Here is a 23,796-nt window from a genome sequence, read left to right as displayed (position 1 = left end):
GGGATGGAAACGGTTTTGCGGTTCGCAATACGCGACAAAGCAAGGGTTTGGAGCCAAGGATTTGATCCAATCAAATCCTGAACGGCTCTAGACCGTCCGTTCGAGACGGGCTGCAAGAACGGTGAGCCCGTCCCGGATATAAACGGTGGCGCCCGGGGTCATCGCCATGTTGGCGAGCAACACACGAAGCCTGTCCCCCTCATCGGCGAGCACAACGCCAATCGCCTCGAGTGGTGAGCGATGGTCCGTGTTGGCGAAAACCAGACATCCCGGATCGAAGTGCCGCGGCTGGCCGACGATGACGAGCCATTGGACCTGGTCGGCACCGAAGCGGTGTTCGAGAAAGAGCGGGATGCCCTCGGGGACATGGGCTGAAAAAGGCGCGTTATCCGCCGATCTGTGCAGTGTGCGTGGCAGGATACAGCGTTCGGCGCACAGCGTCGGTGCCAAGGCGGGATCGAGGCGCTGGGCGACGATTTCGCCCACAACCTCCAGCGGACCGAGTGGCCCGGCAAGGGCGGCGCTGGCATGGTTTTGCTGTGGACCGGCGAGCCGGGCCCAGCCGCGCGCCGCCGGAGCGGACAGTGCGCCTGAGGCGCCCGGAGCAATAAAGGCGGCGGCGGTATTGGGCTGGCCGGGGCGCGAAACGAGCAACGGCCCATCAGGAGTATCGAAAACCGGGTCGATGCGCGGATCGTCGACACGGCGATCCTGGCCATCAAGGGCTGTTTGCAGCGCCGCCTTGCCGTGCGCGATGCAGCCGGCAAGGCTGAGATAACCGGCAACGCTGCCAGCAAGAACCACGCCGTCGAGCGGGCCATGCGGGACGAGCGTCTGTGCCTTGCCATCCCATCTCACCGGCCCGGACGCCTTGAGCCATAGATCGAGATCGGGCTGCCAGCCGCCAGAAACGATCAGGCGGTCGCAAGAAATGGCGTCGTCGGCCGGGGCTCCGTTTTCCGCATTGGCCAGATGGATGGCAAGCCCGGCGCGCCGGGCCGGCACCGCCGATTCGATTGTCATGCCCCAGCCGAGCCGATAACCATAGGCCTTGCAGAATTCGATGAACCGGGTCTGCGGATCGATGCGCGGATCGCTGGTGCGGGCGATCGATTTGCCGCTCGCCGCGCCGAGCAGCGCCATGCGGTAGCCCGCATTGGTGGTTGAATGGATATGCGCGCTGGCGCCCGGCCATATGTTGTGGCGCGCTGCCAGCCGCCAGGCGGCGCTGGCCTCGTCGACGCCAGCCAGCCTGTTGCCAGAAAAGATCGGCATGCGGCCAACCATTCCAGTGGCCAGAACGATGGTATCGGCTGTTATCGAGAGATGCTCGGGCTGGGGAAGAGCACCGGTCCTAAGGACGCGAATGGCCCGGATCGATTTGCCGGAAAGATCGAAGGCCATGGTGCCGAGCAGCAGGGTAATCAGACCCGATTCTCCAATCTGGCTGGCCAGCTGGCTTATCGTATCCTCGGGGTCCGGTTCGCCCTCGGCCTTGCCGAAAAATTCCGACAGGCCGCCAAGCGTTGTTTCCTTTTCGACAAGACAGACGCGCAGACCCTTGCGGGCGGCGGCAAGGGCTGCCGAGAGCCCGGCAACACCGCCCCCCACGATTGCAACATCGGCCCAGATTGTGCGGGTCGCTGCGCTGTCGATCCATCCGCCCGGCTCAGCCGCACCGGTCTTGTAGACCAGGCCCAGCGTATCCTTGCGTCGGGGCAGCAGCCGCGCCGCCAGCGTGTTTGTAACGGCCGGGACCGGGCCGGCCGAGACCAGGGACGCGCCATTGACGGCCGGGCAGATCGTCATGGGCATGGCGAGATCGGGCCGGCCTTCGTTGCCTTCCAAAGCGATGGGGGGAGCGGTGTATGCGTCGAGCGCGACACTATCGGCTCCAAACTTTCCGGCGGTGTGAACGCCGTTGGCAAGAAGCGCGGTGAAGATGGTGTCGCCTTCAAAGCCGGCAAACGCGCGCCCGTTCAGCCGGAACCGCACGGGGCGGGTGCGATCGATGACCGGGCGCGAAAATTCGGGCGGCAGGGCGCCGCAAAGGCGTGCGCTTTCGCTCATGGGGCGCCCCCGGCAAGGCGCCCGGGATGAAATTCGGCGACTTCGCGCCGGGGCTGGCGCAGGTCGGCGCCATGCGCCGCTGCCCATTCCACCTCGACCCCGCTTGCCCGCTCCGAAATGATGCCGGCGACCAGAGGCGCAAGGACCAGATCGAGTACGCCGAGCCCGGCGACGACAAACAGTTTGCCACGGCGCGTGGGGCCGAGAACCGGGGCGCCATCATGGGAACACAGCCGCGTAAACCCCGATTGGGCGGCAAGTCGCGGCGCAGGGTCCAGCGTCAGGCAATCGGCAATGCGGGTCAGCGCCTTTCCATCGTCATTGCGCGCCGCGGCGCGAACGACGCCGTCGCTTGCCTGGGCAAAGACCGCTCCGGTATCGAGATCGAACCCCGCCCGGTAGCGCGCATGCCTTTGGGGAGCGGTTTCGACGCCGGTCCAGGTCTCGAGGCGGGCGAAGGTGCCGATTTCATCGGGGTCCAGCCATTGAACGATTGCATCGTCATCGGCCAGAATCACCTGATCGATCGCCGTCGTGCCAAACCGCGCGCTGCCATCGCGTCTGATCTTGAGGCCGTCCATGGAATTGAGCACGGCGACATTGGCCGCGGTGAGCCACGACGGCGCGGCAGCGTGGAGCGCACCGGCATCGATCATCCGGACATCGCGCAGTCCGACGCTTGTGCCAAGGGGTGTCTTTTCAACCGGATCGGCGGGATAGCCAAATCCGTCGGCGATATGGCGCATATGGCTCAACGCCGTGGACGCCTCGGGGGATCGGGCGAACATGCGAACGTCGATACGCTCGCCGATTGTGGGCACGATGCGCGACAGGCGCCGCACTGCGGGCCGTGCGTGACCGAGAAGCATCGACCAGGTTTGCGGGCGTGTCACCGGGGCGAGCGAAAGCGAGGGCAGGGCGCGCAGGGCGTAGGGATTGGGCGGCGGGCTGAGCAGCACAATTGCTCGTGAATGGTCAGAAGCCAAAAGCCCTGCTAGAAGCCACGCAAACGGGGAGGCGCCGACCACGGCAATGGTTTTGACTTGCTCGGTCATGTCCGTCCCGTCCGGCCCTTACTCTGCGGTGCGGCAAAGCGCGCGCCAATCGCCGACTGCAATCTGCGCGAATTTGGCCTATAGAAACGGCATCTCATTGGTTTTCAAGGGTTAGTCTCACACTTGTTCTGGATTTTCGCGATATTGCTGGTTCTGGCATGCCTGGGTGTGCTTGGCGCCGGGCTGCGCGGTGCACCGCGCTCCGAACCCACGGGCGAAAGCCCCGATGCGGCGCGAGCCTTTTTCCGCCATCAGCTCGATGGGATCGAGCGCGATCTGACCGCCGGCCGGCTTTCGGCCGATGAAGCGACAGCGGCCAGGGCCGAACTGGCGCGTGAAGTGATGGCTCAGGAAAAGGAAGCCGGAGGCAAAAAGGGCGGGTTCAGCGGACGGGCAGTAATGCTGGCGGCCCTGCCGGTTGTCGCCGTGGCCAGTCTGGGGCTTTACGCCTGGATCGGGCGGGCCGACCTGCCGGCCCTGCCGTTGGCCGAACGCGAGCAGCCAGCCCAGATATCGGCCAGCGATATCGAGGCGGCCGTTGCCACTGTCGAAGCGCAGATGGAGCAGACGCCCGACGATGTGCGCGGCTGGCTGGTTCTGGCGCCGATCTATATGGAACAGGGACGCTTTGCCGAAGCAGCCAATGCCTGGCGACGCGTCCTCGCGCTCGAACCGCCCACGGCAGACCGTGAAACCAACCTGGCCGAGGCCTTGATACTGGGCAATGACGGGGTGGCCGACGCCGAAGCGATGACGCTCTTGCGCAGCGCGGTCGAAGCCGATCCGATCCATGTCCGTTCGCGTTTTTATCTGGCTGGCCAATTGACCCAAACGGGCCAATATGAGGAGGCCGTGGCGCTCTGGAACCAATTGCTCGGTCTTGCGACGGGCGAGGAAGCCTGGATCGACACGGCGCGCTCGGGGCTGGTGGCCGCACAGGCCGGGCTTGAAAGCGGAACGCTTGGCGACAGCGAGCCGGATGCCACAATGGATGTGATGATCCGCGGCATGGTCGATGGGCTCGCCGCGCGGCTATACGATGAAGGTGGTAGCGCGGCCGAATGGATACAATTGGTCCGCTCGCGCATCGAACTCGATGGCGAACAAGCGGCACGCGCCGATGTCGAACGCGGTCTTGCCGCACTTTCGGGGCAGGAAAGACTGGCGCTGGAAGATTTCGGGCGCGAAACCGGATTGATGGAGTAAGGCGATGGCCTGGACACGCAAACAGAAACGTCTCGGCGTCATTGCCGGCCTCGGTGTCGTTCTCGCCCTGGCAGCGGGCCTGATCCTGACGGCCCTGCGCGACCAGATCGTGTTTTTCTATTCACCCACCGAGATCGCCGAAGCGGGAATTTCCCCCGGCACGCCCATCCGGCTGGGGGGGCTTGTGCTCGAGGACAGCTGGCAACAGGATGGGGAAAACAATGTTTTCGTCGTCCATGACGGGGCCGGAGAGATGACAGCGCGCTATACCGGCATCCTGCCCGACCTGTTTCGCGAGGGACAGGGCGTGGTGGCCGAGGGCAGCGTGCAGCCCGATGGCACGTTTCTGGCGACCAACGTGCTCGCCAAGCATGACGAAACCTACATGCCCCGTGAGGTCGCCGATTCGCTGCGCGCGCAAGGCGTCTGGCAGGGCGAGGAAGGATAGCGCAGCGTGACCATCGAACTGGGACATTTTGCCTTCGTTCTGGCCTTCGTTCTGGCCATCGTACAGGCGGGAGCGGGCTTTGCCTTCTGGCGGCAGAGCGAGTTGGCGCAACGGTTCGTTTCCCAGGCGGCGATATTGCAGTTCGCGCTGGTCGGGTTGGCCTTTGCCGCACTGCTTTCGGCTTTTGCCGTCGACGATTTTTCGGTGCGGCTGGTGGTCGAGCACTCCCATTCGCTCCAGCCCATGCTTTACAAGATCACCTCCACCTGGGGAAACCACGAAGGCTCCATGCTGCTCTTTGTGGTCATCCTGACCCTGTTCGGGGCGGCGGTGGCCGCGTTCGGGCGCAACCTGCCCAACGAGCTCAAGACGCTGGTGCTTTCCAATCAGGGGTTGATGGTCGCCGCGTTTTCGGGGTTCGTACTGTTCACATCTAACCCGTTCTGGCGGCTCGATCCGGCGCCGTTCAACGGAACCGAACTCAATCCGGTCCTCCAGGACATCGGCCTCGCCATCCATCCTCCGCTGCTCTATCTGGGCTATGTGGGTTTTTCGATCTGCTTTTCCTTTGCTGTGGCTGCGCTGGTATCGGGGCGGATCGATGCAGCCTGGGCGCGCTGGGTGCGGCCATGGACGCTGGCAAGCTGGTCGTTCCTGACGCTCGGGATCGCCATGGGTTCGTATTGGGCCTATTACGAACTGGGCTGGGGCGGCTGGTGGTTCTGGGATCCGGTGGAAAACGCCAGCTTCATGCCCTGGCTGGCCGGCACCGCCCTGCTTCATTCGGCCGTCGTCATGGAAAAGCGCAATGCGCTGAAGATCTGGACGATCTTTCTTGCCATCATCACATTCTCGCTCAGCCTGCTTGGCACGTTCCTGGTGCGCTCGGGGATCCTGACCTCGGTGCATTCGTTTGCCTCGGACCCAACGCGCGGAATCATAATCCTTGCCATGCTCGCGGCGTTTATCGGCGGGGCCTTCACGTTGTTTGCCCTGCGCGCGTCCACGCTGCGCCATGGCGGCCTGTTTGCACCGATCAGCCGCGAGGGCGCGCTGATTTTGAACAATCTGTTTCTCTCGGCGGCCACGGCGGGCGTTCTGATCGGCACGCTCTATCCGCTGGTCCTCGAAGCCCTGACCGGCGCGCGCATCACGGTCGGAGCGCCTTTCTTCGATCTGACGTTCGGCGCGCTGATGGTGCCGCTGCTGCTGCTGATCCCGTTTGGCCCGTTCCTCGCCTGGAAGAGGGGGGATCTGGTTGCCGTGGGCCAGCGGCTCTTTGGCGCGATTATCGTAACGCTGGTTCTGACCCTCGTGGTCTTCGGCTTTCTGGGCTTTCCGATTTCACTCGCGCCCATCGGGCTCGGCATCGGCATCTGGGTCATGGTCGGCGCCATCGCCGAACTGGCCGAACGTGCCGCGATCGGCAAGGTAAAGTGGGCGCAAAGCTGGCAGCGACTCAAGGGCCTGCCCAAGACCGCATGGTCCACCTCCATCGCCCATTTCGGCGTTGGCGTGTCGGTGATCGGCATTGTCTGCGCCACGGCGTTCCAGACCGAAACCGTCACGTCGATGCAGGCCGGGGAAACCGCCGAGATCGCGGGCTATTCGATCACCTATGAGGGTGAGGCCCATTTTGAGGGGCCTAACTTCACCGCCGATCAGGGCACGTTCGGGATCGATGCACCCTGGGGCGGTGACCGGCAATTGACCTCCGAGCGCCGCGTTTATGCGGTCAGCGGCACACCGACCACCGAGGCGGGGATCGCGACTTACGGGTTCAGCCAGATGTATGTGCAATTTGGCGAGCGTTTCGGCGATGACGGTAGGGTCGTGCGCCTCTGGCACAAGCCTTTCGTACTGCTGATATGGCTGGGCGCCGTCCTGATGGCGGGAGCCGGGTTCCTCTCGCTGAGTGACCGGCGCATGCGGATCGGCGCACCTGCCAGGGCCAAAGCCAAGCCGGCGGAGGCGGGCCAGTGAAGCGTTTCGTCCTTGCCCTGGCCACGCTGCTGGCGCTCTTGGTGCCGATGACAGCCGGCGCCGTACAGCCCGACGAAGTGCTCGACAATCCCGTGCTCGAACAGCGGGCGCGCTCGATTTCGGGCAATCTGCGCTGCCTTGTGTGCCAAAACCAGTCGATTGACGATTCCGACGCCGAACTGGCCCGCGACCTGCGGCTGCTGGTGCGCGACCGGCTGGTGGCGGGCGACACAGACACGGAAGTCTATGATTTCGTCGTGGCGCGCTACGGCGAGTTCGTGCTGCTCAATCCGGTTTTTGCCGGGCACACGATCATCCTGTGGGTCGCAACACCCATTCTGCTGGGCGGCGGGCTGATCGGTCTGGCCATATGGGCCATCCGCCGCCGCAAGACGGTCACGGGCAAATCGGGGCTCTCTGCGGAAGAGGAAAGCGCCCTCGAAAGGCTCCGCAAGAGCTGAGGCGCACGTTTTCCCACAGCGCGGAAATCCGGCCAACCAGCGCGCTTGTTCTTGCGCGCGGGCTCTGCCATCAAGGGGCAGGGAGCCTGCCATATGAATTTCGACGCCGTTCAGCTCTTGCCCGATGGCCTGTCCTTGCCCATAGCGCTGGCGCTGATCGCCGTCAGCTTCATCACATCGATGATAACCGCGATGTTCTCTCTGGGCGGCGGGATTGCCATGTTGGCAACGTTGGGACTGGTGTTTCCGCCCGCTGTGGTGATTCCAGTCCATGGGCTCGTCCAGCTTGGATCCAATGGCGGCCGCGCCATTATCCAGCGCGCCCATATACAGTGGCATCTGATGGCCTGGTTCGGGGCGGGCAGCGTGCTGGGCATCGTTCTGGGCGGCAGCCTCGCCGTATCGATCCCCGAGGCCCTGTTTCAGGGGGTGATCGGGCTGTTCATCCTCTATTGCGTCTGGGTGCCCCAACCACGTGTGACCGGACGTGGGCCGATTGCAAATTTCGCCGCGGGCACGATCATCGGTGGGGTCGGCATGTTCGTTGGGGCGGTAGGGCCCCTGGTCGCCAATTTTCTGCGCAAGCTCGATGATCGCCGTCAGTTGATCGCCACTCAGGCAAGCCTGATGACGCTCAACAACATTGCCAAGGTCGCAACTTTCACATTTTTCGGGTTTGCATTTGCGCAATATCTGCCCGTGGTGCTGGCCATGATCCTGACCGGCTTTGCCGGAACCATCGTGGGCAGCCGCATCCTGGATCGGGTATCCGAGGTTACATTCCGCCGGGGGTTCAAGACCATTCTGACCCTGATGGCGCTCGAAATGCTGCGACAGGCGGTCTGGGGCTAGAGCCGCCCTATCGGCGGGGTCGTCCGGCCACAATTCGGCCCGCTCCATTACCAAGATTTAATTCGCGTGCAACTGTGCGGAAAGCCCGCGCGTATTACATAGACGCCAGCAGCAGAAACAAACTGTCTGTAACTGAGAGGATCTTTCCAACATGTCCAACATGCTTTCTACCCCGAAGCGCAAGTGGATCGCCGCATCTGCAATGGCAATGACTGTCGCGGCAGGTACGCTTGGCGCCGGCTTCGTGAACACCCAGCCCGCAATTGCCCAACAGGTTGGAACCGATGTGGGATCGCCCCCGATGAGCGGTTTCGCCGATCTGGTCGAGTCGGTTTCGCCGGCCGTCGTTTCCGTGCAGGTCAGCGCCGAGGTTCCCGTTCAGCAGATCCAGCGTGGCCCCAACTTCGAGTTCGAGTTCCCGGATCTGCCCGAAGACCACCCCCTTCGCCGGTTCTTCGACCAGTTCGAAGAGCCCTTCAATGCGCCAAATCCGGAGCGGCCCAACCGCCCGCGTGATTTCATGCAGGCCGTTGGCTCGGGCTTCATCATCTCGGCCGACGGCTACATCGTGACCAACAACCACGTCGTGCAGGATGCGACCGAAGTGACGGTGCTGCTCGAGGATGATACCGAACTGGCTGTCGATATCGTTGGCACCGATCCGCGAACCGATCTGGCCCTGCTCAAGGTCCAGGACGACCGGGACGATCTGCCCTATGTCGAATTTTCCGCCGATGAGGCTCGCGTTGGCGACTGGGTCGTCGCGGTGGGCAATCCCTTCGGACTCGGTGGAACGGTGACGGCGGGTATCGTTTCGGCGCGTGGCCGGGACATCAACGCATCGGCCTATGACGACTTCCTGCAGATCGACGCTGCCGTGAACCGCGGCAACTCGGGCGGTCCCTCGTTCAACACCCAAGGAGAAGTGGTCGGCGTCAACACCGCGATCTTCTCACCGTCCGGTGGCAATGTGGGTATTGCGTTCGCCATTCCCGCCTCGGTTGCGACCGATGTGATCTCGCAGTTGCGTGAGGACGGTGTTGTAACGCGCGGGTTCCTTGGCGTGTCGCTGCAGGATCTCAATCAGGATCTTTCCGATGCGTTGGGTCTCGCCAACACCAATGGTGCTCTGGTCACTCAGCCGATCGAAGGCGCTCCGGCCAGTGACGCCGGCGTTCAGTCCGGTGACGTCATCGTTTCGGTCGATGGTGAGGGTGTCGAATCGGGTCGCGATCTTTCGCGTGTCATTTCGCAGCGCTCGCCAGGTTCCACTGTCGAACTCGGCATCATTCGCAACGGCGAGGAAATCGACATCTCGGTTAGTCTCGACCGTCTTGAGGATGAAGAGCCCGAAGCCCCTGCGTCTGCCGAACAGCCAGAGCCTGAAGAACCCCAGGCCACGGGTTCGGAGATCGGTCTTTCCGTGATGGCCAACCCCGAGGGTGACGGAATCGTCGTTGCGTCGGTCGAGCCGGACTCTTTGGCAGCCAACAGCGGCATCATCCGTGGTGATGTCATCGAGCAGGCCAATGGCGGCGTTGTGTCGACCCCCGACGATTTTGTCGCGGCAATCGACGCAGCCACCGAACAGGGCAAGTCGGCGATCTCGCTCCGCATCAGCCGCGATGGGGTGGTCCGCTTTGTCGGGGTGCCTCTTAGCGCAGAGGAATAAGAGCCATTTGGGCCGACCCGGGACTCGGGCCGGCCCTCCTTTTGCGGGGGCGCCAAGAGTGAAAATACTGCTCATCGAAGACGACCGCGAAGCGGCCACCTATCTCATTCAGGCGCTCGATGAATGCGGTCATGTCACCCATCATGCCAGCGATGGCGAGACCGGCTACGCCATGGCTTCGGGCATGGAATATGACGTGCTGATCGTCGACCGCATGCTGCCGCGCCGCGATGGCCTTTCGATCATCGAATCGTTGCGGGCCGAAGACGACAACACCCCCGTTCTCATCCTCTCGGCCCTTGGCGAGGTCGATGACCGGGTCACCGGACTGCGCGCTGGTGGTGACGATTATCTGGTCAAGCCCTACGCCTTTTCCGAACTTCTGGCCCGTATCGAGGTCATGGCGCGCCGCTCTGCCCCAAGCGAGGCCGCGACATCCTATCAGGTGGGCGATCTGACCCTCGATCGGCTATCGCGCAAGGTCGAGCGGGCAGGGGAAACCATAATTCTGCAGCCCCGCGAATTTCGCCTCCTCGAATATCTCATGAAAAACGCAGGGCGCGTCGTCACCCGCACCATGCTGCTCGAAAATGTCTGGGATTATCACTTCGACCCCCAGACCAATGTGATCGACGTGCATATGTCGCGCCTGCGCGGCAAGGTGGACAAGGGCCATCAGCGCCAGCTGCTCCAGACCGTGCGCGGCGCGGGGTACATGATCCGTGACTGACGCGACGCCCAGACCGTTTCGTCTGCGCTCCTTGTGGCGAACCACGACGGTCCGGCTCACGGCGATGTTCATCGCGATTTTTGTGGGCTTTGCCATCGTCCTTCTGGGCCTGATCGCCTATCAGAGCGCTATCCAGATCCAGCGCGAGCAATTGCGCGATGTCGAACGCGAAATTGCCCAGATTCGCCTGCTCGCCAACCAGTCGGGCGTGCGGGCCGTCGCCTTCGCCGTCCAAAGGCTGGCCGACAGACCTGGACCGGGAATCTATTATCTCGGCGACCCCACCGGCGTCATGATCGCCGGTAACGTCACCGACTTTCCCGCCATCGTCCTCGCCGAGCCCGGACGCTACGAACTCAATTACGAGCGCGGCCGGGAAATCTACGGCGGGCCGGAGGACTCCGTGCCCACGAGCGGCACGGCCATGGTGGAATCGCTTGAACTGCCCAACGGGCTGCGGCTGATTATCGGCCGCGACGTCGGCGAGCGGCGCGGCTTTAACGCCATCATCCTGCGGACCTTTTTCGGCGGCGTTATCGGCATCGTGGTGCTGTCGGTTTTGGCAGGCGGGTTGACCGCACGCTACGTGCTGCGCCGCATCGACGCCATTACCGACACCTCCAACAAGATCATGTCGGGCAATCTGTCCGAGCGCGTGCCGGTGACCGGCCGCAATGACGAATTCGACGCGGTGGCCACCAGCCTCAACGCCATGCTCGAACGCATCGAGCGGCTGATGGCCGGGCTCAAGGAAGTGACAGACAATGTCGCCCACGACCTCAAGACCCCATTGACCCGGCTGCGCAACAAGGCCGAGGCGGCGTTGCGCAATCCCGATCCCGAAGCGCGGCGGGTGGCGCTCGAAACCTCCATCGCCGAATCCGACCAGCTCATTCGCACCTTCAACGCGCTGCTGCTCATTGCCCGGGCCGAGGCGGGGACCTCGACCGGGGCGTTTTCCGATATCGACCTGAGTGAAGTGGTGGCCGATGTGGCCGAACTCTACACCCCGGTGGCCGAGGACGCCGGGATCACGCTGCAAACCGCCATCACTCCTGGAATCACGCTTGACGCAAATCGCGAACTCATCGGTCAAGCCCTTGTAAATCTTGTCGAAAATGCCATAAAGTACGGTCGGAGCACCGAAGGCGGCGGCATATCGATTTCCGCCCGCCGCGAAGCGGGGAGGATCATCATTGAAGTTGCTGACCGGGGGCCGGGCATACCCGAGGCCGATCGTGCACGGGTCTTTGAACGCTTCGCGCGGCTGGAAACCAGTCGTACCGAACCGGGGGCCGGGCTGGGACTTGCGCTTGTCTCGGCGGTTGTGCGGTTGCACAGGGGCGATATCCGCTTTGAGGACAATGCGCCCGGCGCCAGGGCTGTCATTACCTTTCCCGCAGGCTAGAGTGGTTCTGCCATGACGGCACTGGGACCGCGATTGCGTGCACTCGATGCAGCGCCCGAAAACATGGCGCTGCCGGACGATGTGACCGAGACACTGGGCGAGAGCGAGCGTGCAGCGTTTGAAACCGCTGCGGCCACTCTGGGCCCGATCTTTGCGACCGCCCCCTATCTGCGCGACCTCGCAGTCCAGCATGCCCAGTGGTTCGCCGAGGCCCTGCAGGATGAGCCCCAATCGGCTTTTTCCAGGGTGATCGCCGAGATGATTTCGGCGGGCTCCTGTGAGACCGAGGCCGAACTGGCAAAGCGGCTGCGGGTCGGCAAGGCGCGCGGGGCACTGCTGTCGGCGGTGGCCGAAATCGGCGGTGTCTGGACATCACGGGAAACCACGCGCTGCATGTCAGATCTTGCGGACGCAGCCCTGGAGGCAACGCTCGATTTCCTGATGGACGAGGCCGCGCGCGAGGGCAAGCTGGCCCAGGGAGTCGAACAGGCCAGCGCCGCCAATTCGGGTCTTGCGATCTTTGCACTCGGCAAGCATGGCGGGCAGGAACTCAACTATTCCTCCGATATCGACATTGTCGCGTTCTACGATCCGATGGTGGCGGTGCTGCCCGAGGATGCCGATCACAACAAATTCTATGTCCGGATCATCCGCCGGCTGGTGTCCATCATGCAGGACCGAACGGCCGACGGATATGTGTTCCGCACCGACGTGCGCCTGCGCCCCGACCCGGGCTCGACCCCGGTGGCGATATCGTTCGATGCAGCGCTGGGCTATTATGAATCGCGCGGCCAGAACTGGGAACGGGCGGCCTGGATCAAGGCGCGGCCCTGCGCCGGCGACATCGGAGTGGGCAATCAGTTTTTAAAGGAACTCGCGCCCTTCATCTGGCGCAAACATCTCGACTTCGCGATGATCGCCGATATTCAGGCCATGAAGCGTCAGATCAACATTCACCGCAAGGTGGGTGAACAGCGTGTGCTGGGCCATAACGTCAAGCTGGGGCGCGGCGGTATCCGCGAGATCGAGTTTTTCGTCCAGACCCAGCAATTGATCGCCGGTGGGCGCGATCCCGCCCTGCGTATCCGGCCAACGGTAGAGGCGCTGGCGGCGCTGGTCGAGGGCAAATGGATCAGCCCCGAGGCGGCAAAGGATCTTGAGCAAACCTACTGGTTCCTGAGGGCCGTGGAAAACCGGCTCCAGATGCTGCGCGACGAACAAACCCATGTGATGCCCGAGACCGAAGAGGGCGTCGCGCAGATCGCGCTGCTAATGGGCTGCGCGACCCGCGAGGCGTTCGAGGCCGACTATCGCGCCGCTCTGGCCCGGGTTTCCGATTATTACGCCGAGCTGTTTTCCGAGGGCGAGAGCCTTTCGGGAGATCTGGGCAATCTGGTGTTTACCGGTTCGGACGATGACCCGGATACGCTCGAAACCCTCGCAAATCTGGGGTTCGCCAATCCCGCTGCCGTTTCGGCCACCATTCGCAAATGGCATTATGGGGGCTATGCGGCAACCCGCGCCTCAAAGGCGCGCGAGCATCTGACCGAGTTGATCCCCGGGCTGCTCAAGACCTTTGCCGATAGCGGCAACGCCGATATCGCCTTTGCCCGGTTCAACGATTTCCTGACCCGGCTGCCGGCGGGCGTGCAGATGTTTGCGCTGCTGCGCAATCACGCCCATCTGCGCCAGTTGCTGCTCGATTTCATGTCCTCGGCGCCGAGGCTGGCCGAGGCTGTGATCCATCGGGCCCATGTGGTGGACGGGCTGATCGATCCGTCCTTCGCCGGCGATATCGTAACCTCGGAAAACCTTGTGGCCAGCGTCGATGCCTTTCTGAGCGAAGCCCGCAGCTTCGAGGATCTGATCGACCGGGCGCGCATCATCGGGCAGGAACAGAAATTTCTCATCGCTGCCGGCCTTGTGGGCGGCGCGTTGTCGGCGCAACAGGCGGGCCGCCAGTTTACGGCACTGGCCGAAACACTGCTGGCCCGGCTGTTTGCTGCTGTGCGCGAAAATTTTGCGCAACGGCACGGATCGGTCCCCGGCGCGCAGGTTGGACTGCTCGGTTTCGGCAAGATGGCCAGCCGGGAGATGACGCTGACCTCCGATCTCGATTTCATACTGCTCTACGATGTACCCGAGGGCACGACAGGGTCGGATGGAGAGCGAGAGCTCGACGTCGCCACCTACTTCACGCGCCTCACTCAGCGGCTCGTTGCTGCCATTTCCGCGCCAACCGCCGAAGGGGTGCTTTACGAGGCTGACATGCGGCTGCGGCCCTCGGGCAATGCCGGACCGCTGGCCACCAGCCTGAAACGCTTCCGCACCTATCAGAGCGATGAGGCCTGGACATGGGAGCATCTGGCGCTGACCCGCGCCCGCGTGGCGATCGGTGATGAGGGATTGGCCGAAACCGTCGATAGCGAGATTGCCCGCATCATGGCGCTTCCGCGCGACCGGGCAAAAATCGTGGGAGATGTTCTCGACATGCGCGCCCTGATGGCCAGGGAGCGTCCGCCGCGTCACCCTTTCGATCTCAAGCTCCATGATGGCGGGCTGGTCGATCTGGAATTTGTCGCCCAGACGGCGCAACTTCTCGAAGGGGCAAAGCTCGATGTACCACAGGCCCCGCCAGCCAAAGTGCTCTTAAGGCTGACGGAAACAGGCACCCTTCCGCAAGGCGAGCGCCTCGCGGAAATCCATGCGACCTATGCGACGATCCTGCAATTGATGAGCGCTTGCCTTCTCGATCCGCTCAAGGACGAGGGCTGGACACCGGCCTTCCGTGAACTGGTGGCGCGCCGTGCCAACTATCCCGATTTCGCCAGACTGGAGGCCGACATCGTGGCGATGCGCGCGGAAGTGAGCGCGGCAGCCGCTCAATTTTACAAGAACATGAGAGGCTAGGCCGCCTGCGCCGTGGCAATTGAAATCGGGGTTGGCAATTTGTGTTCCTGCGCCGGCGCCATGGGCAGGGAAATGGCCACAGTGGTCCCGATGCCCTCCAGCGAATCTATGGCCAGCCGCCCACCGCTTTGTTCCGCCACGGCCCGCGCGATGGCGATGCCCAGGCCGACGCCGTCATGGTCCCGCGTGAACGCGGCATCGGGAAGCGCGAAAGGCTGGGAGAGCTTGCTCATCTGCTCTTGGCTCATGCCCGCGCCGGTATCGGTCACTTCAAGCACGACGCCATTGTCCGCTGGCCAGGCGGCGACCCGGATCAAGCCGCCGGCCGGAGTGAATCGCAATGCGTTTTCGATCAGATTGGCGAGCATGCGGTCGAGATAATGCCGGTCGGCCAGAAGGTCGCCCTGGGTGCGCCGCGCCACGTCGAGCCGTACGCCGGCCTTGGCGGCGCGACCGGCAAAGCGGATCGAACAGCCTGAAAGCAGATCGTCGATGGCGATGGTCTCTTTTTTGAGAGTCTTACGGCCACCTTCGAGTTCGGCGAATTCAAGAATTTCCGCAAAAGACGTCAGCAGCTTTTCACCGGCGCATTTGATGTCGGTGACATAGGATCGATATTTGGGGTCGCCCAGGGGACCGAAGGTCTCGAGCGCGATCATGTCGGCAAAGCCGATTATGTGATTGAGCGGTGTGCGGATATCGTGGGAGAGGTGGGAAAGAAAACTCGTCTTGGCACGGCTTGAAGCCTCGGCCTTTACCTTTTCCTCGTGGTAGCGCCGGGCGAGCTGGCGCTGTTCTTCCCGGATCGAACCCAGCAGCCGGTCGGCGGCCTTGCGCTCGGTAATATCGGTGACGATGGTGATGAAGCCGCCGGACGGGCAGGGGCGTTCGTCGAGCATCACAACCGAGCCATCCTCGCGCGCCACCTCGACGACACGCTGGCGCTCGGTATCAAGGACCGGACGGGCGGAAACTTCGCCTGAAATCGTTTCGCTGATATCGGAGTAACAGGCGCCGGGCATTGTTGCCGTCCGATCAAGCCGCAAGAGACGCGCAAAAGCGGGGTTGGTGCAGACCAGAAGCCCGTCCTCAGACCAATGTGCCAGTCCGTATGGCACGGCTTCGATGGCTGGAAGCAGGGCCGCGCCACGTCTGGTCCGCCGGTAGCTCGTGTGAACGATCAGCCCCGCGCCCAACAACAGGCCGGCAAGAATCCAGCCATGGCGCCACGCGAGATCGTCGAGAACGGAAAACCGGGAAATGAACACAGCGACTTCGCCCGCGTCATTCGTGAGCGGCGCCCTGGCATGAACATATTGATCTCGCGGCAGGAGTGGGCTGGCATCGTCTCCCGTCGCTGCGGGCGATACACCGAGGAGCACCTGCCCATCGGCGCCGAGAACAACAAAATGGGTGCTGTCCGCAAATCCGGACGGCAGCAAGGGCAAGCTGGAGGGCAGGGTGTCGAAGTGGTCCGGTGCAATCTGGGCCGCAGCAAGGGCAGCAACCAGTTGAGCCCGCTTCTCAAGGTCGATCTGTGAGCGGGCAAAATCATTGCCAATGAAAAGCGCCGCCGAGGCAAGGGTCGCAACGAGCGCCAAAAGGGCAGGAACCGGCAGATTCCCGGCGGCCAGAAGACGCTGCACCAGGCCCTTGGCTTGGTCCCCGAATCCCATATCGCTGCCGCCGGATGTCTCCGCCGAACCCATGCCCGATCAACCGCGTTCCAGCGGCTGCCCCTACCAATTTCGTGATGCTAAGACTTTGAATCGGTTGCATGACTCTTGTCCATAGGCATTTTTTGCCGGTATTTGCGCGGACCGGAATTGTCGAGTCGGCAGAGTCACTTAGGACCGAAAAAAATATTTCCACTTTGTTAAGGGTCGCGCTGCGCTGGGCCGGTGTCATCCAAGAGACATGCGACTCATTCCCAAGGCTGCTATTCTATGCGGCTGTCCAACGGATTTATCCGGTGTCGGATTTACAGATGCTGCAGCGTCCTTGCGGCAAGGTCAGTGCTTGACGAATTTCGGAATTGAATTTATCAAGTATTATCTTGTTAAATTAATCACCTCAGGTTCCGCTTGCGCATGTGGGAAGGCGCGGGCGGGAATGCCGGGTTCTCTTCCCTTCTGGTTGTCCGATGTTCCGCTGGTTCGAAAAACTGCTCAATCCCTATCCGCCCGAAGCGCCTTCGCAGCCGCCCAATACGCTGCTGGCCTTCTGCCTGCACTATATGGACGGCGTAAAGCTGCCCCTGATTGCCATGGCGGTGCTCTCGACGCTGGTTGCACTGGCCGAAATCGCCCTGTTCGGGTTCCTCGGCAACGTGATCGACTGGCTTTCGGCTGCCGACAAGGACACCTTCCTGGCCCAGGAAGGTCCGATGCTGTTCTGGATGAGCCTGTTTGTGCTGCTCGTCGTGCCGACGCTGGTGCTGATTTCGAACCTGATCATCCACCAGACGCTTCTGGGCAATTTTCCCCAGCGTATCCGCTGGATGGCGCACCGCTATCTCATCCGCCAATCGATGAGCTATTTCCAGGACGAATTTGCCGGCCGCATCGCCACCAAAGTGATGCAGACAGCGCTCGCCGTACGCGAAACGGTGATGAAATTGCTCGACGTGCTCAATTACGTCATTGTCTATTTCATCGGTGCCGTGGTTCTGGCGGCCATGAACAATGTCTGGCTGGCGCTGCCCTTCATTGTCTGGGTCATCGCCTATGTCTTGCTGCTGCGCTATTATGTGCCCAAACTGGGCAAGATTTCCGAACTGCAGGCCGACGCGCGCTCGATGATGACCGGCCGGATTGTCGACAGCTACACCAACATCGCGACGGTCAAGCTGTTCTCCCATTCGAGCCGCGAGGAAACCTACGCCCGAGAAGCAATGGACGAGTTCCTCGATACCGTCCACGGCCAGATGCGCTATGTGACGATCCTCAACCAAGGCATTACCATTCTCAATGGATTGTTGCTGTTTGCCGTGGGCTTTGTCGGCATCTGGCTCTGGCTCGACGATCTGGTCAGCGCCGGTGCCGTTGCGGCGGCCGCTGCCATCGTTCTGCGCTTCCAGGGCATGAGCCAGTGGATCATGTGGGAAATGTCGGCGCTGTTTGAGAACATCGGCACGGTGCGCGACGGCATCAATTCGCTCTCGCTCCCCTCGATCGTCGCCGATGAACCCGATGCGCCCAGGCTTGAACGGGTTAAGGGCGATATCGTTTTCAAGGACGTGGCGTTCAACTACGGCAAGAAGGGTGACGATGAGAGCTCCAAGGTTATCGAAGGGCTCAACCTGCATATCCGCGCCGGGGAAAAGATCGGCCTTGTCGGACGTTCGGGGGCGGGCAAGTCGACGATCGTCAATCTGCTGCTGCGCTTCTACGATCGCCAGAGCGGGCACGTGTTCATCGATGGCACCGACGTGGCATCGGTCGCCCAGGATTCGCTGCGCGCCAACATCGGGGTCGTGACCCAGGACACATCGCTCCTGCACCGTTCGGTGGCCGACAATATCAAGTACGGTCGCCCCGATGCCACCGATGAGCAGATGATCGACGCCGCGCGGCAGGCCGAAGCCCATGATTTCATTCTGACGCTGGTCGATGCCAAGGGCCGCAAGGGCTACGATGCTCATGTCGGCGAGCGTGGCGTCAAGCTTTCGGGCGGCCAGCGCCAACGCATTGCGATTGCGCGCGTGCTGCTCAAGGATGCGCCGATCCTGGTGCTCGACGAGGCAACTTCGGCGCTCGATTCCGAAGTCGAAGCGGCAATTCAAAGCCAGCTCGACATGCTTATGGAAGGTAAGACGGTGATTGCCATTGCCCACCGGCTCTCGACGATCGCCGCCATGGATCGGCTCATTATCCTCGAAGAGGGCAGGGTGGTGGAACAAGGCACCCATGCCGAGCTTGTGGAAACGGGCGGCACCTATGCCCGCCTGTGGGCCCGCCAGTCCGGCGGCTTCATCGACGCGGATGCCGAGGAGGTTGCCGCGCAATAACGTGAAAGACGGGAAGGCTGGTGGCGGCGTAAGCGTGTTTCTAAGATATATCTTGACATAATCTCTCGCCGACGCCATTTATCAGAACATGACGCAAGAGACCCTCAGCCTTCCCGCCCGCATCTCGAAAATCTTCGAAACCTGGATCATGCCCTTCGAGCACAAGGGAGATATCCAGCCGCCCGACACGATCTGGGCGTTCCTTTGGTATTATATCCGCCAGGCCAAGGCGCCCTACCTCGCGGTCCTCTTGTTTACGGGCCTCACCTCGCTGTTCGAGGCGCTGTTCTTTTTCTATATGGGCCGGCTCATCGATCTGCTGGAAAGCACCGATGCAGCGGGCGGCTGGGCCGGGCTGATTTCCGCCCACGGCACCGAGCTTGCCATGATGCTGGTCGTTGTGGTGGTGGGGCGCTTTGCGGCGCCCGCGTTGCAGGCGCTGGTCGAGGAACAGACCATCGGGCGCGGGTTCAACACAATGGTGCGCTGGCAGACCTATGGCTATGTATCGCGCCAGTCTATCCGGTTTTTCAACGATGATTTCGCGGGACGGCTGGTCACCAAGGTGTCCCAGGCCGCCCAATCGCTCAACGATTTCGTCGCCAGCGTCATCCAGATCGGCTGGGCGCTGACCATTTTTGCCGGCACGACAATTTTCCTTTTTGCCCAGCTCGACTGGCGCATGGCGGCGCTTGTGGTGATCTGGATCGCTGCCATTCTCCTGATGGCCCGCTATTATGTGCCGCGCATGCGCTCCCGCGCCGCAGAGAACGCCGAAAATGCTTCGGTGCTCAACGGCCGGATCACCGACAGCTTCGCCAACGTCCAGACCCTGCGTCTGTTCGGCAACGCCGAAGACAACGACACCTACGTCAAAAAGGGGTTCGAGCGTTTCCTCGATTCCGCGACCCGGTTGGCCCGTCTCGTGACGGGCATGCGGGCCTCCATGGGCCTGCTGAGCACCGTAATGATCATGGCTTTCGGCTGGCTGGCCATCCAGCTCTGGACGGCAAACGCCATTACCGTGGGCGCTATCGCCTTCACGCTCAGCCTGGTGCTGCGCCTCAACATGATGCAGGGGCGCCTCATGGGGCAGCTCAACGGCATGATGCGCCATTTCGGCGTTGCCCAGAACGCGATGGAAACCATCGCCCAGCCTCTCGAATTGACGGACGCGCCTGACGCTAGGCCGCTCAAGGTCACAGGCGCCGGGATCAAGTTCGAAAATGTCAGGTTTCACTACGGCCGCGAAAAGGGCATCATCGAGGGCGTCGATCTCAACGTGCGCCCCGGCGAAAAGATCGGGCTGGTCGGTCATTCGGGCGCCGGCAAATCCACGCTGGTCAATCTGCTGCTGCGTTTTTACGATCTGGAAAGCGGGCGCATCCTGATCGACGGACAGGACATTTCAAAGGTTACCCAGGAATCTCTTCGCGCCCATATCGGGGTTGTGACCCAGGACACGGCCCTGCTGCACCGTTCGGTCAAGGCCAACATCCTGTTCGGCAGGGCCGGAGCGAACGAGGAGGAAATGATCGCCGCTGCCAAGAGCGCCGAAGCCCATGATTTCATCATGGATCTCAAGGACAGCCGCGGCCGGACGGATTATCACGCGCAGGTCGGCGAGCGCGGGGTCAAGCTTTCCGGCGGGCAGCGCCAGCGTGTCGCCATAGCACGGGTTCTGCTCAAGGACGCGCCGATCCTTGTCCTCGACGAGGCAACGTCTGCCCTCGACAGCGAGGTGGAAGCCGCCATTCAGAGCCAGCTCGACAAGCTCATGGACGGCAAGACGGTGATTGCCATAGCCCATCGCCTCTCGACAATTGCCGCCATGGACCGGCTGGTCATCCTCGATCATGGGCGTGTTGTCGAAGAGGGTACGCATGAGGCGCTGTTGGCGCGGGGTGGCCACTATGCCCGGCTCTGGGAACGCCAATCCGGCGGCTTCCTCGACCTCAAGGACGAGCAAGCCGCCGAATAGTCAGAGCCAGCGGCGGGTCGTTGCGAGAAATGTTTCGTAGTCGGCCCCGAACTTGCGGGCAAGATAGGCCTCTTCGCGTTGCACCACTACGCGATCGAGGACGAACCACAGGACAGGCAGCGCGATCAGCGTCCATTCCAGCGAAAACAGCAGGCCAATGCCCGTAAAGCTCAGCAGGAAGCCCACATACATAGGATTGCGCGTGAACCTGTAGGGGCCGCGTGCGACGATTGCCGTGGTCGGTTTGAAAGGCTCGGGGTTGGTCCCGGCGGCCCTAAATAGCCGGAAGGCCCAGATGTCGAGCGAGAGGCCCAAGACGAGCAGCACGCCGCCGATCAGTGTTTGCAGCGAGAACACTGCCGGAGCGGCCAGGAACCGGAGTGGAACCAAGAACTCCAAAATGATAGCCAAAGCCAGAAAGCCAACCGGATAGGTCGGCGGCAGGTGGGGAAGGCCGGGATTGTCGCGCTCGTTCTCGTCCATCATTGTCTCCCGGGGCGTCCGTCATTGGAGTTTTCCATTTCGCCCAGACATTGAACTAAATTAGATGTCGTCATCAAGGGCATGAGCGAGGGCCTGGCATGTGCGGAGTTCACACTCGATATGATTGCCTTGGATATGGAGGGTGCTGCCAAACCCTTGCACGGACTCGATGTTTCTATCGGACTTGAATCAGCACCTGAACTGGCTCGCGTATCACGCGAGGCTGTTGCGGAGGGGTAGTTCTGATGCGCAAACGGCTCTGAACTCACCTTGCAATCGGACGCGTGTGCCTTCTTTGTCACGGCGCAAGTCGAACCTGCGCGATATTTCTCGGACAATTGTATCACCCTCTTGCCCGGTCGTCCGGCAACCCTTAGCTTCTCGCCTCGCAGGGGTGCGGCGCCGGGGCTGGACGATCTCCAAAACAGTTTGCGGATCAGCCATTTGGCGGAAACATATTGAGCAGACGGAGATCACGGGATGAAGCGTTCCCGCGTCAATGACATCATTTCCGAAGCGGACGAATTCATCCGCTCTTTCGGCTATATCCTGCCCCCCTTTGCATATTGGACACCGTCCGAAATGAAGGACAAGCAGGACCAGATTGACAATATCTTGCGCTCCGGGTTGGGCTGGGACGTGACCGATTACGGGCAGGGCGATTTCGATGCGCTCGGCCTGTTCCTGTTCACCGTCCGCAACGGCGATGCGGCCGATCTCGGCAAGGGGCGCGGTATGCTCTATGCCGAAAAGATCATGATCTCGCGTCACGACCAGATTTCGCCCATGCACCGCCACACCATAAAGGCCGAGGACATCATCAATCGCGGCGGCGCCACGCTGGCGCTCCAGCTCTACAATGATGACGGAACGGGCGAAGGCATCGATACATCCGGGGAGGTCGAGGTGTTTACCGATGGCATCCGCCGCGTTCTGCCTGCGGGTGGTATTCTCGAACTCTCACCCGGCGAAAGCGTGACCCTGTTGCCGGGCAATTGGCACAAATTCTGGGGCGAGGGGGGCGACGTGCTGATCGGCGAGGTCTCAACGGTCAACGACGACAGGACCGACAACACGTTCCTCGATCCCATCGGGCGGTTCGCCGCAATCGAGGAGGACGTCGATCCGATCCATCTGCTGGTTTCTGACTATGAAAAATGGTTTGGGGCCGGCGGCGGCTCGGGCTACTGACACCATCGTGATCGCCGGCGAGCGGAACCGGACATGCCTCGCAGGGTTGGCATTTTATGCCAATCCAAGAGGAGAAACCAATGTTCCGCCAAGCTCTTGCCGGTCTTGTGTGTGCAACGGCACTGACGACTCCCGCTATCGCCCAAACCTATGAAACCGAAGCCGGCGCTGTGGCGCTCGATCCGGTTGTCGAGGGGCTGCAGTTTCCATGGGGCATGGTATTTTTGCCCGACGACAGCATGTTGGTGACCGAACGGTCGGGCAATTTGCGCCATGTTGCGGCAGACGGGACAATTTCCGATCCGATCACGGGGGTGCCCGAAGTGGTTTTCGAGGGGCAGGGCGGTCTGCTCGATGTGGCTCTCGATCCCGAATTTGAATCCAACCGCTATGTCTATGTGAGCTACGCCGAACCCGGCGATGAGGCCGGGACAAATTCCACGGCCGTGGCACGCGGGGTTCTGAGCGAGGACAGGGGGCAATTGTCCGATGTCGAAGTCATCTTCTCTCAACAGCCCAAGCTGCCCTCGACGCTGCATTTTGGCTCCCGGCTGACGTTCGACAATGATGGCTATCTGTTCATCACCACCGGTGAGCGGTCCGATGCCGAGTTCCGCGTTCAGGCGCAGAATCTCGATTCACACCTGGGCAAGGTGATCCGCATCCTGCCCGACGGGTCGGTGCCCGAGGACAACCCCTTTGTCGATACACAAGGCGCGTTGCCCGAAATCTGGAGTTATGGTCATCGCAACATGCAGGGTGCCGACATGCATCCTCAAACCGATCAGCTCTGGGTGGCCGAACATGGACCGCGCGGCGGCGACGAGCTCAACAAGGTCGTGCCCGGTGGAAACTACGGCTGGCCGTTGTTGACCGAAGGCACCGAATATTCGGGCGATCCCATCAACCCGCCTCAAGACCTGCCCGACGACCTGGTGGAAGCCGAACGGACCTGGGTACCATCCCCGGCGCCATCCGGGCTGGCGTTCTACACGGGCGATCTGTTCCCCCAATGGCAGGGTGACGCCTTTATGGGGGCTCTTGCCGGCACCGACCTGATCCGCATCGACCTCGAGGGCGAAGAGGTGCTGGGCGACGAGTTCCTGTTCGGAGACGGTTTTCCCCATCGTATCCGCGATGTAACCGAGGGACCTGATGGCGCGCTTTATCTCATTACCGACGCCGATCCGGGGCAGATTCTGCGGTTGAGCCCGGAGCAGTGATCGGCTAATCAATCCGGGCGTCGGGGGAACCGGCGCCCGGGCCATCCCGATCGCCCGGAGCGGGATCGAACTCGCACAGGGTGAGAGGCACCCTTGCTGGTCCCGCGCATTTGG

At 62.1% G+C, this 23,796-nt stretch carries 18 protein-coding genes; 14 read left to right on the top strand and 4 right to left on the bottom strand.

Annotated elements, in window-relative coordinates:
* Positions 1-87 precede the first annotated feature (87 nt).
* Positions 88-2,070 carry an FAD-dependent oxidoreductase gene (locus tag V6617_RS12860; protein WP_338607354.1) on the bottom strand — a complete coding sequence of 661 codons (1,983 nt, stop codon included), beginning with the start codon at positions 2,068-2,070 and terminating at the stop codon, positions 88-90.
* Entirely contained in the window at positions 2,067-3,125 is a 1,059-nt protein-coding gene (locus V6617_RS12855) for a hypothetical protein (protein WP_338607353.1), read from the bottom strand. The genes V6617_RS12860 and V6617_RS12855 overlap by 4 nt, the downstream gene beginning before the upstream one ends.
* 123 nt (positions 3,126-3,248) lie before the next feature.
* Here V6617_RS12855 and ccmI point away from each other — a divergent pair, with 123 nt between their 5' ends.
* The 9 genes from ccmI to V6617_RS12810 all read left to right on the top strand — a co-directional run bounded on the left by ccmI (position 3,249) and on the right by V6617_RS12810 (position 14,795).
* Complete coding sequence (gene ccmI, locus V6617_RS12850) at positions 3,249-4,331, top strand: c-type cytochrome biogenesis protein CcmI (protein WP_338607352.1); 1,083 nt, start codon at positions 3,249-3,251, stop codon at positions 4,329-4,331.
* 4 nt (positions 4,332-4,335) lie between these two features.
* The gene (gene ccmE, locus V6617_RS12845; RefSeq protein WP_338607351.1) at positions 4,336-4,779 is read left to right on the top strand and encodes a cytochrome c maturation protein CcmE; all 444 of its coding nucleotides are present in this window, start codon (positions 4,336-4,338) and stop codon (positions 4,777-4,779) included.
* Positions 4,780-4,785: 6 nt separating this feature from the next.
* Entirely contained in the window at positions 4,786-6,762 is a 1,977-nt protein-coding gene (locus tag V6617_RS12840) for a heme lyase CcmF/NrfE family subunit (RefSeq protein ID WP_338607350.1), read from the top strand.
* Between the two features lie 47 nt (positions 6,763-6,809).
* Positions 6,810-7,223 (top strand): cytochrome c-type biogenesis protein, encoded by a 414-nt coding sequence (locus V6617_RS12835; protein WP_338610719.1) that lies wholly within the window; start codon positions 6,810-6,812, stop codon positions 7,221-7,223.
* A 93-nt stretch (positions 7,224-7,316) separates the two neighbouring features.
* Positions 7,317-8,075, top strand: coding sequence for a sulfite exporter TauE/SafE family protein (locus tag V6617_RS12830; protein WP_338607349.1), 759 nt, complete (start codon positions 7,317-7,319; stop codon positions 8,073-8,075).
* Between the two features lie 151 nt (positions 8,076-8,226).
* The gene (locus V6617_RS12825; RefSeq protein WP_338607348.1) at positions 8,227-9,747 is read left to right on the top strand and encodes a Do family serine endopeptidase; all 1,521 of its coding nucleotides are present in this window, start codon (positions 8,227-8,229) and stop codon (positions 9,745-9,747) included.
* A gap of 58 nt (positions 9,748-9,805) precedes the next feature.
* Positions 9,806-10,477, top strand: coding sequence for a response regulator transcription factor (locus V6617_RS12820; RefSeq protein WP_338607347.1), 672 nt, complete (start codon positions 9,806-9,808; stop codon positions 10,475-10,477).
* Positions 10,470-11,885 carry a HAMP domain-containing sensor histidine kinase gene (locus V6617_RS12815; RefSeq protein WP_338607346.1) on the top strand — a complete coding sequence of 472 codons (1,416 nt, stop codon included), beginning with the start codon at positions 10,470-10,472 and terminating at the stop codon, positions 11,883-11,885. The genes V6617_RS12820 and V6617_RS12815 overlap by 8 nt, the downstream gene beginning before the upstream one ends.
* 12 nt (positions 11,886-11,897) lie before the next feature.
* On the top strand, positions 11,898-14,795 hold the full coding sequence (locus V6617_RS12810; protein WP_338607345.1) for a bifunctional [glutamine synthetase] adenylyltransferase/[glutamine synthetase]-adenylyl-L-tyrosine phosphorylase: 2,898 nt from the start codon (positions 11,898-11,900) through the stop codon (positions 14,793-14,795).
* Here V6617_RS12810 and V6617_RS12805 read toward each other — a convergent pair.
* Positions 14,792-16,471 carry an ATP-binding protein gene (locus V6617_RS12805; protein WP_338607344.1) on the bottom strand — a complete coding sequence of 560 codons (1,680 nt, stop codon included), beginning with the start codon at positions 16,469-16,471 and terminating at the stop codon, positions 14,792-14,794. The two genes, V6617_RS12810 and V6617_RS12805, sit on opposite strands and share 4 nt — an antisense overlap.
* A gap of 467 nt (positions 16,472-16,938) precedes the next feature.
* Here V6617_RS12805 and V6617_RS12800 point away from each other — a divergent pair, with 467 nt between their 5' ends.
* Positions 16,939-18,804 (top strand): ABC transporter ATP-binding protein, encoded by a 1,866-nt coding sequence (locus V6617_RS12800; protein WP_338607343.1) that lies wholly within the window; start codon positions 16,939-16,941, stop codon positions 18,802-18,804.
* Positions 18,805-18,892: 88 nt separating this feature from the next.
* Positions 18,893-20,785 (top strand): ABC transporter ATP-binding protein, encoded by a 1,893-nt coding sequence (locus tag V6617_RS12795; protein WP_338607342.1) that lies wholly within the window; start codon positions 18,893-18,895, stop codon positions 20,783-20,785.
* On the opposite strand, the gene V6617_RS12790 is transcribed toward V6617_RS12795, so the two are convergent.
* Positions 20,786-21,271: an isoprenylcysteine carboxylmethyltransferase family protein gene (locus V6617_RS12790; RefSeq protein ID WP_338607341.1), complete on the bottom strand. Its 486-nt coding sequence runs from the start codon at positions 21,269-21,271 to the stop codon at positions 20,786-20,788.
* A 267-nt stretch (positions 21,272-21,538) separates the two neighbouring features.
* Here V6617_RS12790 and V6617_RS19015 point away from each other — a divergent pair, with 267 nt between their 5' ends.
* From V6617_RS19015 to V6617_RS12780, 3 genes are all read left to right on the top strand, one after another.
* A complete protein-coding gene (locus tag V6617_RS19015) occupies positions 21,539-21,730 on the top strand; it encodes a glycoside hydrolase family 2 protein (protein ID WP_422394783.1) in 192 nt (63 codons plus the stop codon).
* 18 nt (positions 21,731-21,748) lie between these two features.
* Positions 21,749-22,459, top strand: a complete 711-nt coding sequence (locus V6617_RS12785) for a D-lyxose/D-mannose family sugar isomerase (RefSeq protein ID WP_338607340.1) — start codon at positions 21,749-21,751, stop codon at positions 22,457-22,459.
* A gap of 80 nt (positions 22,460-22,539) precedes the next feature.
* Entirely contained in the window at positions 22,540-23,682 is a 1,143-nt protein-coding gene (locus tag V6617_RS12780) for a PQQ-dependent sugar dehydrogenase (protein ID WP_338607339.1), read from the top strand.
* The last annotated feature ends 114 nt before the right edge of the window (positions 23,683-23,796 follow it).

The sequence above is a fragment of the Pelagibacterium nitratireducens genome, from assembly GCF_037044555.1.
Lineage (GTDB): Bacteria > Pseudomonadota > Alphaproteobacteria > Rhizobiales > Devosiaceae > Pelagibacterium > Pelagibacterium nitratireducens.
Note: the sequence above shows the minus strand (reverse complement) of the source record. Positions and strands in the feature narration are given on the sequence as shown.

Bases quoted from the DNA above. Each gene is read 5' to 3' on its own strand.
- V6617_RS12855 (WP_338607353.1), bottom strand. From the start codon at position 3,125: ATGACCGAGCAAGTCAAAACCATTGCCGTGGTCGGCGCCTCCCCGTTT.
- V6617_RS12805 (WP_338607344.1), bottom strand. From the start codon at position 16,471: ATGGGATTCGGGGACCAAGCCAAGGGCCTGGTGCAGCGTCTTCTGGCC.
- V6617_RS12795 (WP_338607342.1), top strand. From the start codon at position 18,893: ATGACGCAAGAGACCCTCAGCCTTCCCGCCCGCATCTCGAAAATCTTC.
- V6617_RS12825 (WP_338607348.1), top strand. From the start codon at position 8,227: ATGTCCAACATGCTTTCTACCCCGAAGCGCAAGTGGATCGCCGCATCT.
- ccmE (WP_338607351.1), top strand. From the start codon at position 4,336: ATGGCCTGGACACGCAAACAGAAACGTCTCGGCGTCATTGCCGGCCTC.
- V6617_RS12785 (WP_338607340.1), top strand. From the start codon at position 21,749: ATGAAGCGTTCCCGCGTCAATGACATCATTTCCGAAGCGGACGAATTC.
- V6617_RS12800 (WP_338607343.1), top strand. From the start codon at position 16,939: ATGTTCCGCTGGTTCGAAAAACTGCTCAATCCCTATCCGCCCGAAGCG.
- V6617_RS12790 (WP_338607341.1), bottom strand. From the start codon at position 21,271: ATGATGGACGAGAACGAGCGCGACAATCCCGGCCTTCCCCACCTGCCG.
- V6617_RS12860 (WP_338607354.1), bottom strand. From the start codon at position 2,070: ATGAGCGAAAGCGCACGCCTTTGCGGCGCCCTGCCGCCCGAATTTTCG.
- V6617_RS12780 (WP_338607339.1), top strand. From the start codon at position 22,540: ATGTTCCGCCAAGCTCTTGCCGGTCTTGTGTGTGCAACGGCACTGACG.
- V6617_RS12835 (WP_338610719.1), top strand. From the start codon at position 6,810: ATGACAGCCGGCGCCGTACAGCCCGACGAAGTGCTCGACAATCCCGTG.
- V6617_RS12810 (WP_338607345.1), top strand. From the start codon at position 11,898: ATGACGGCACTGGGACCGCGATTGCGTGCACTCGATGCAGCGCCCGAA.
- V6617_RS12830 (WP_338607349.1), top strand. From the start codon at position 7,317: ATGAATTTCGACGCCGTTCAGCTCTTGCCCGATGGCCTGTCCTTGCCC.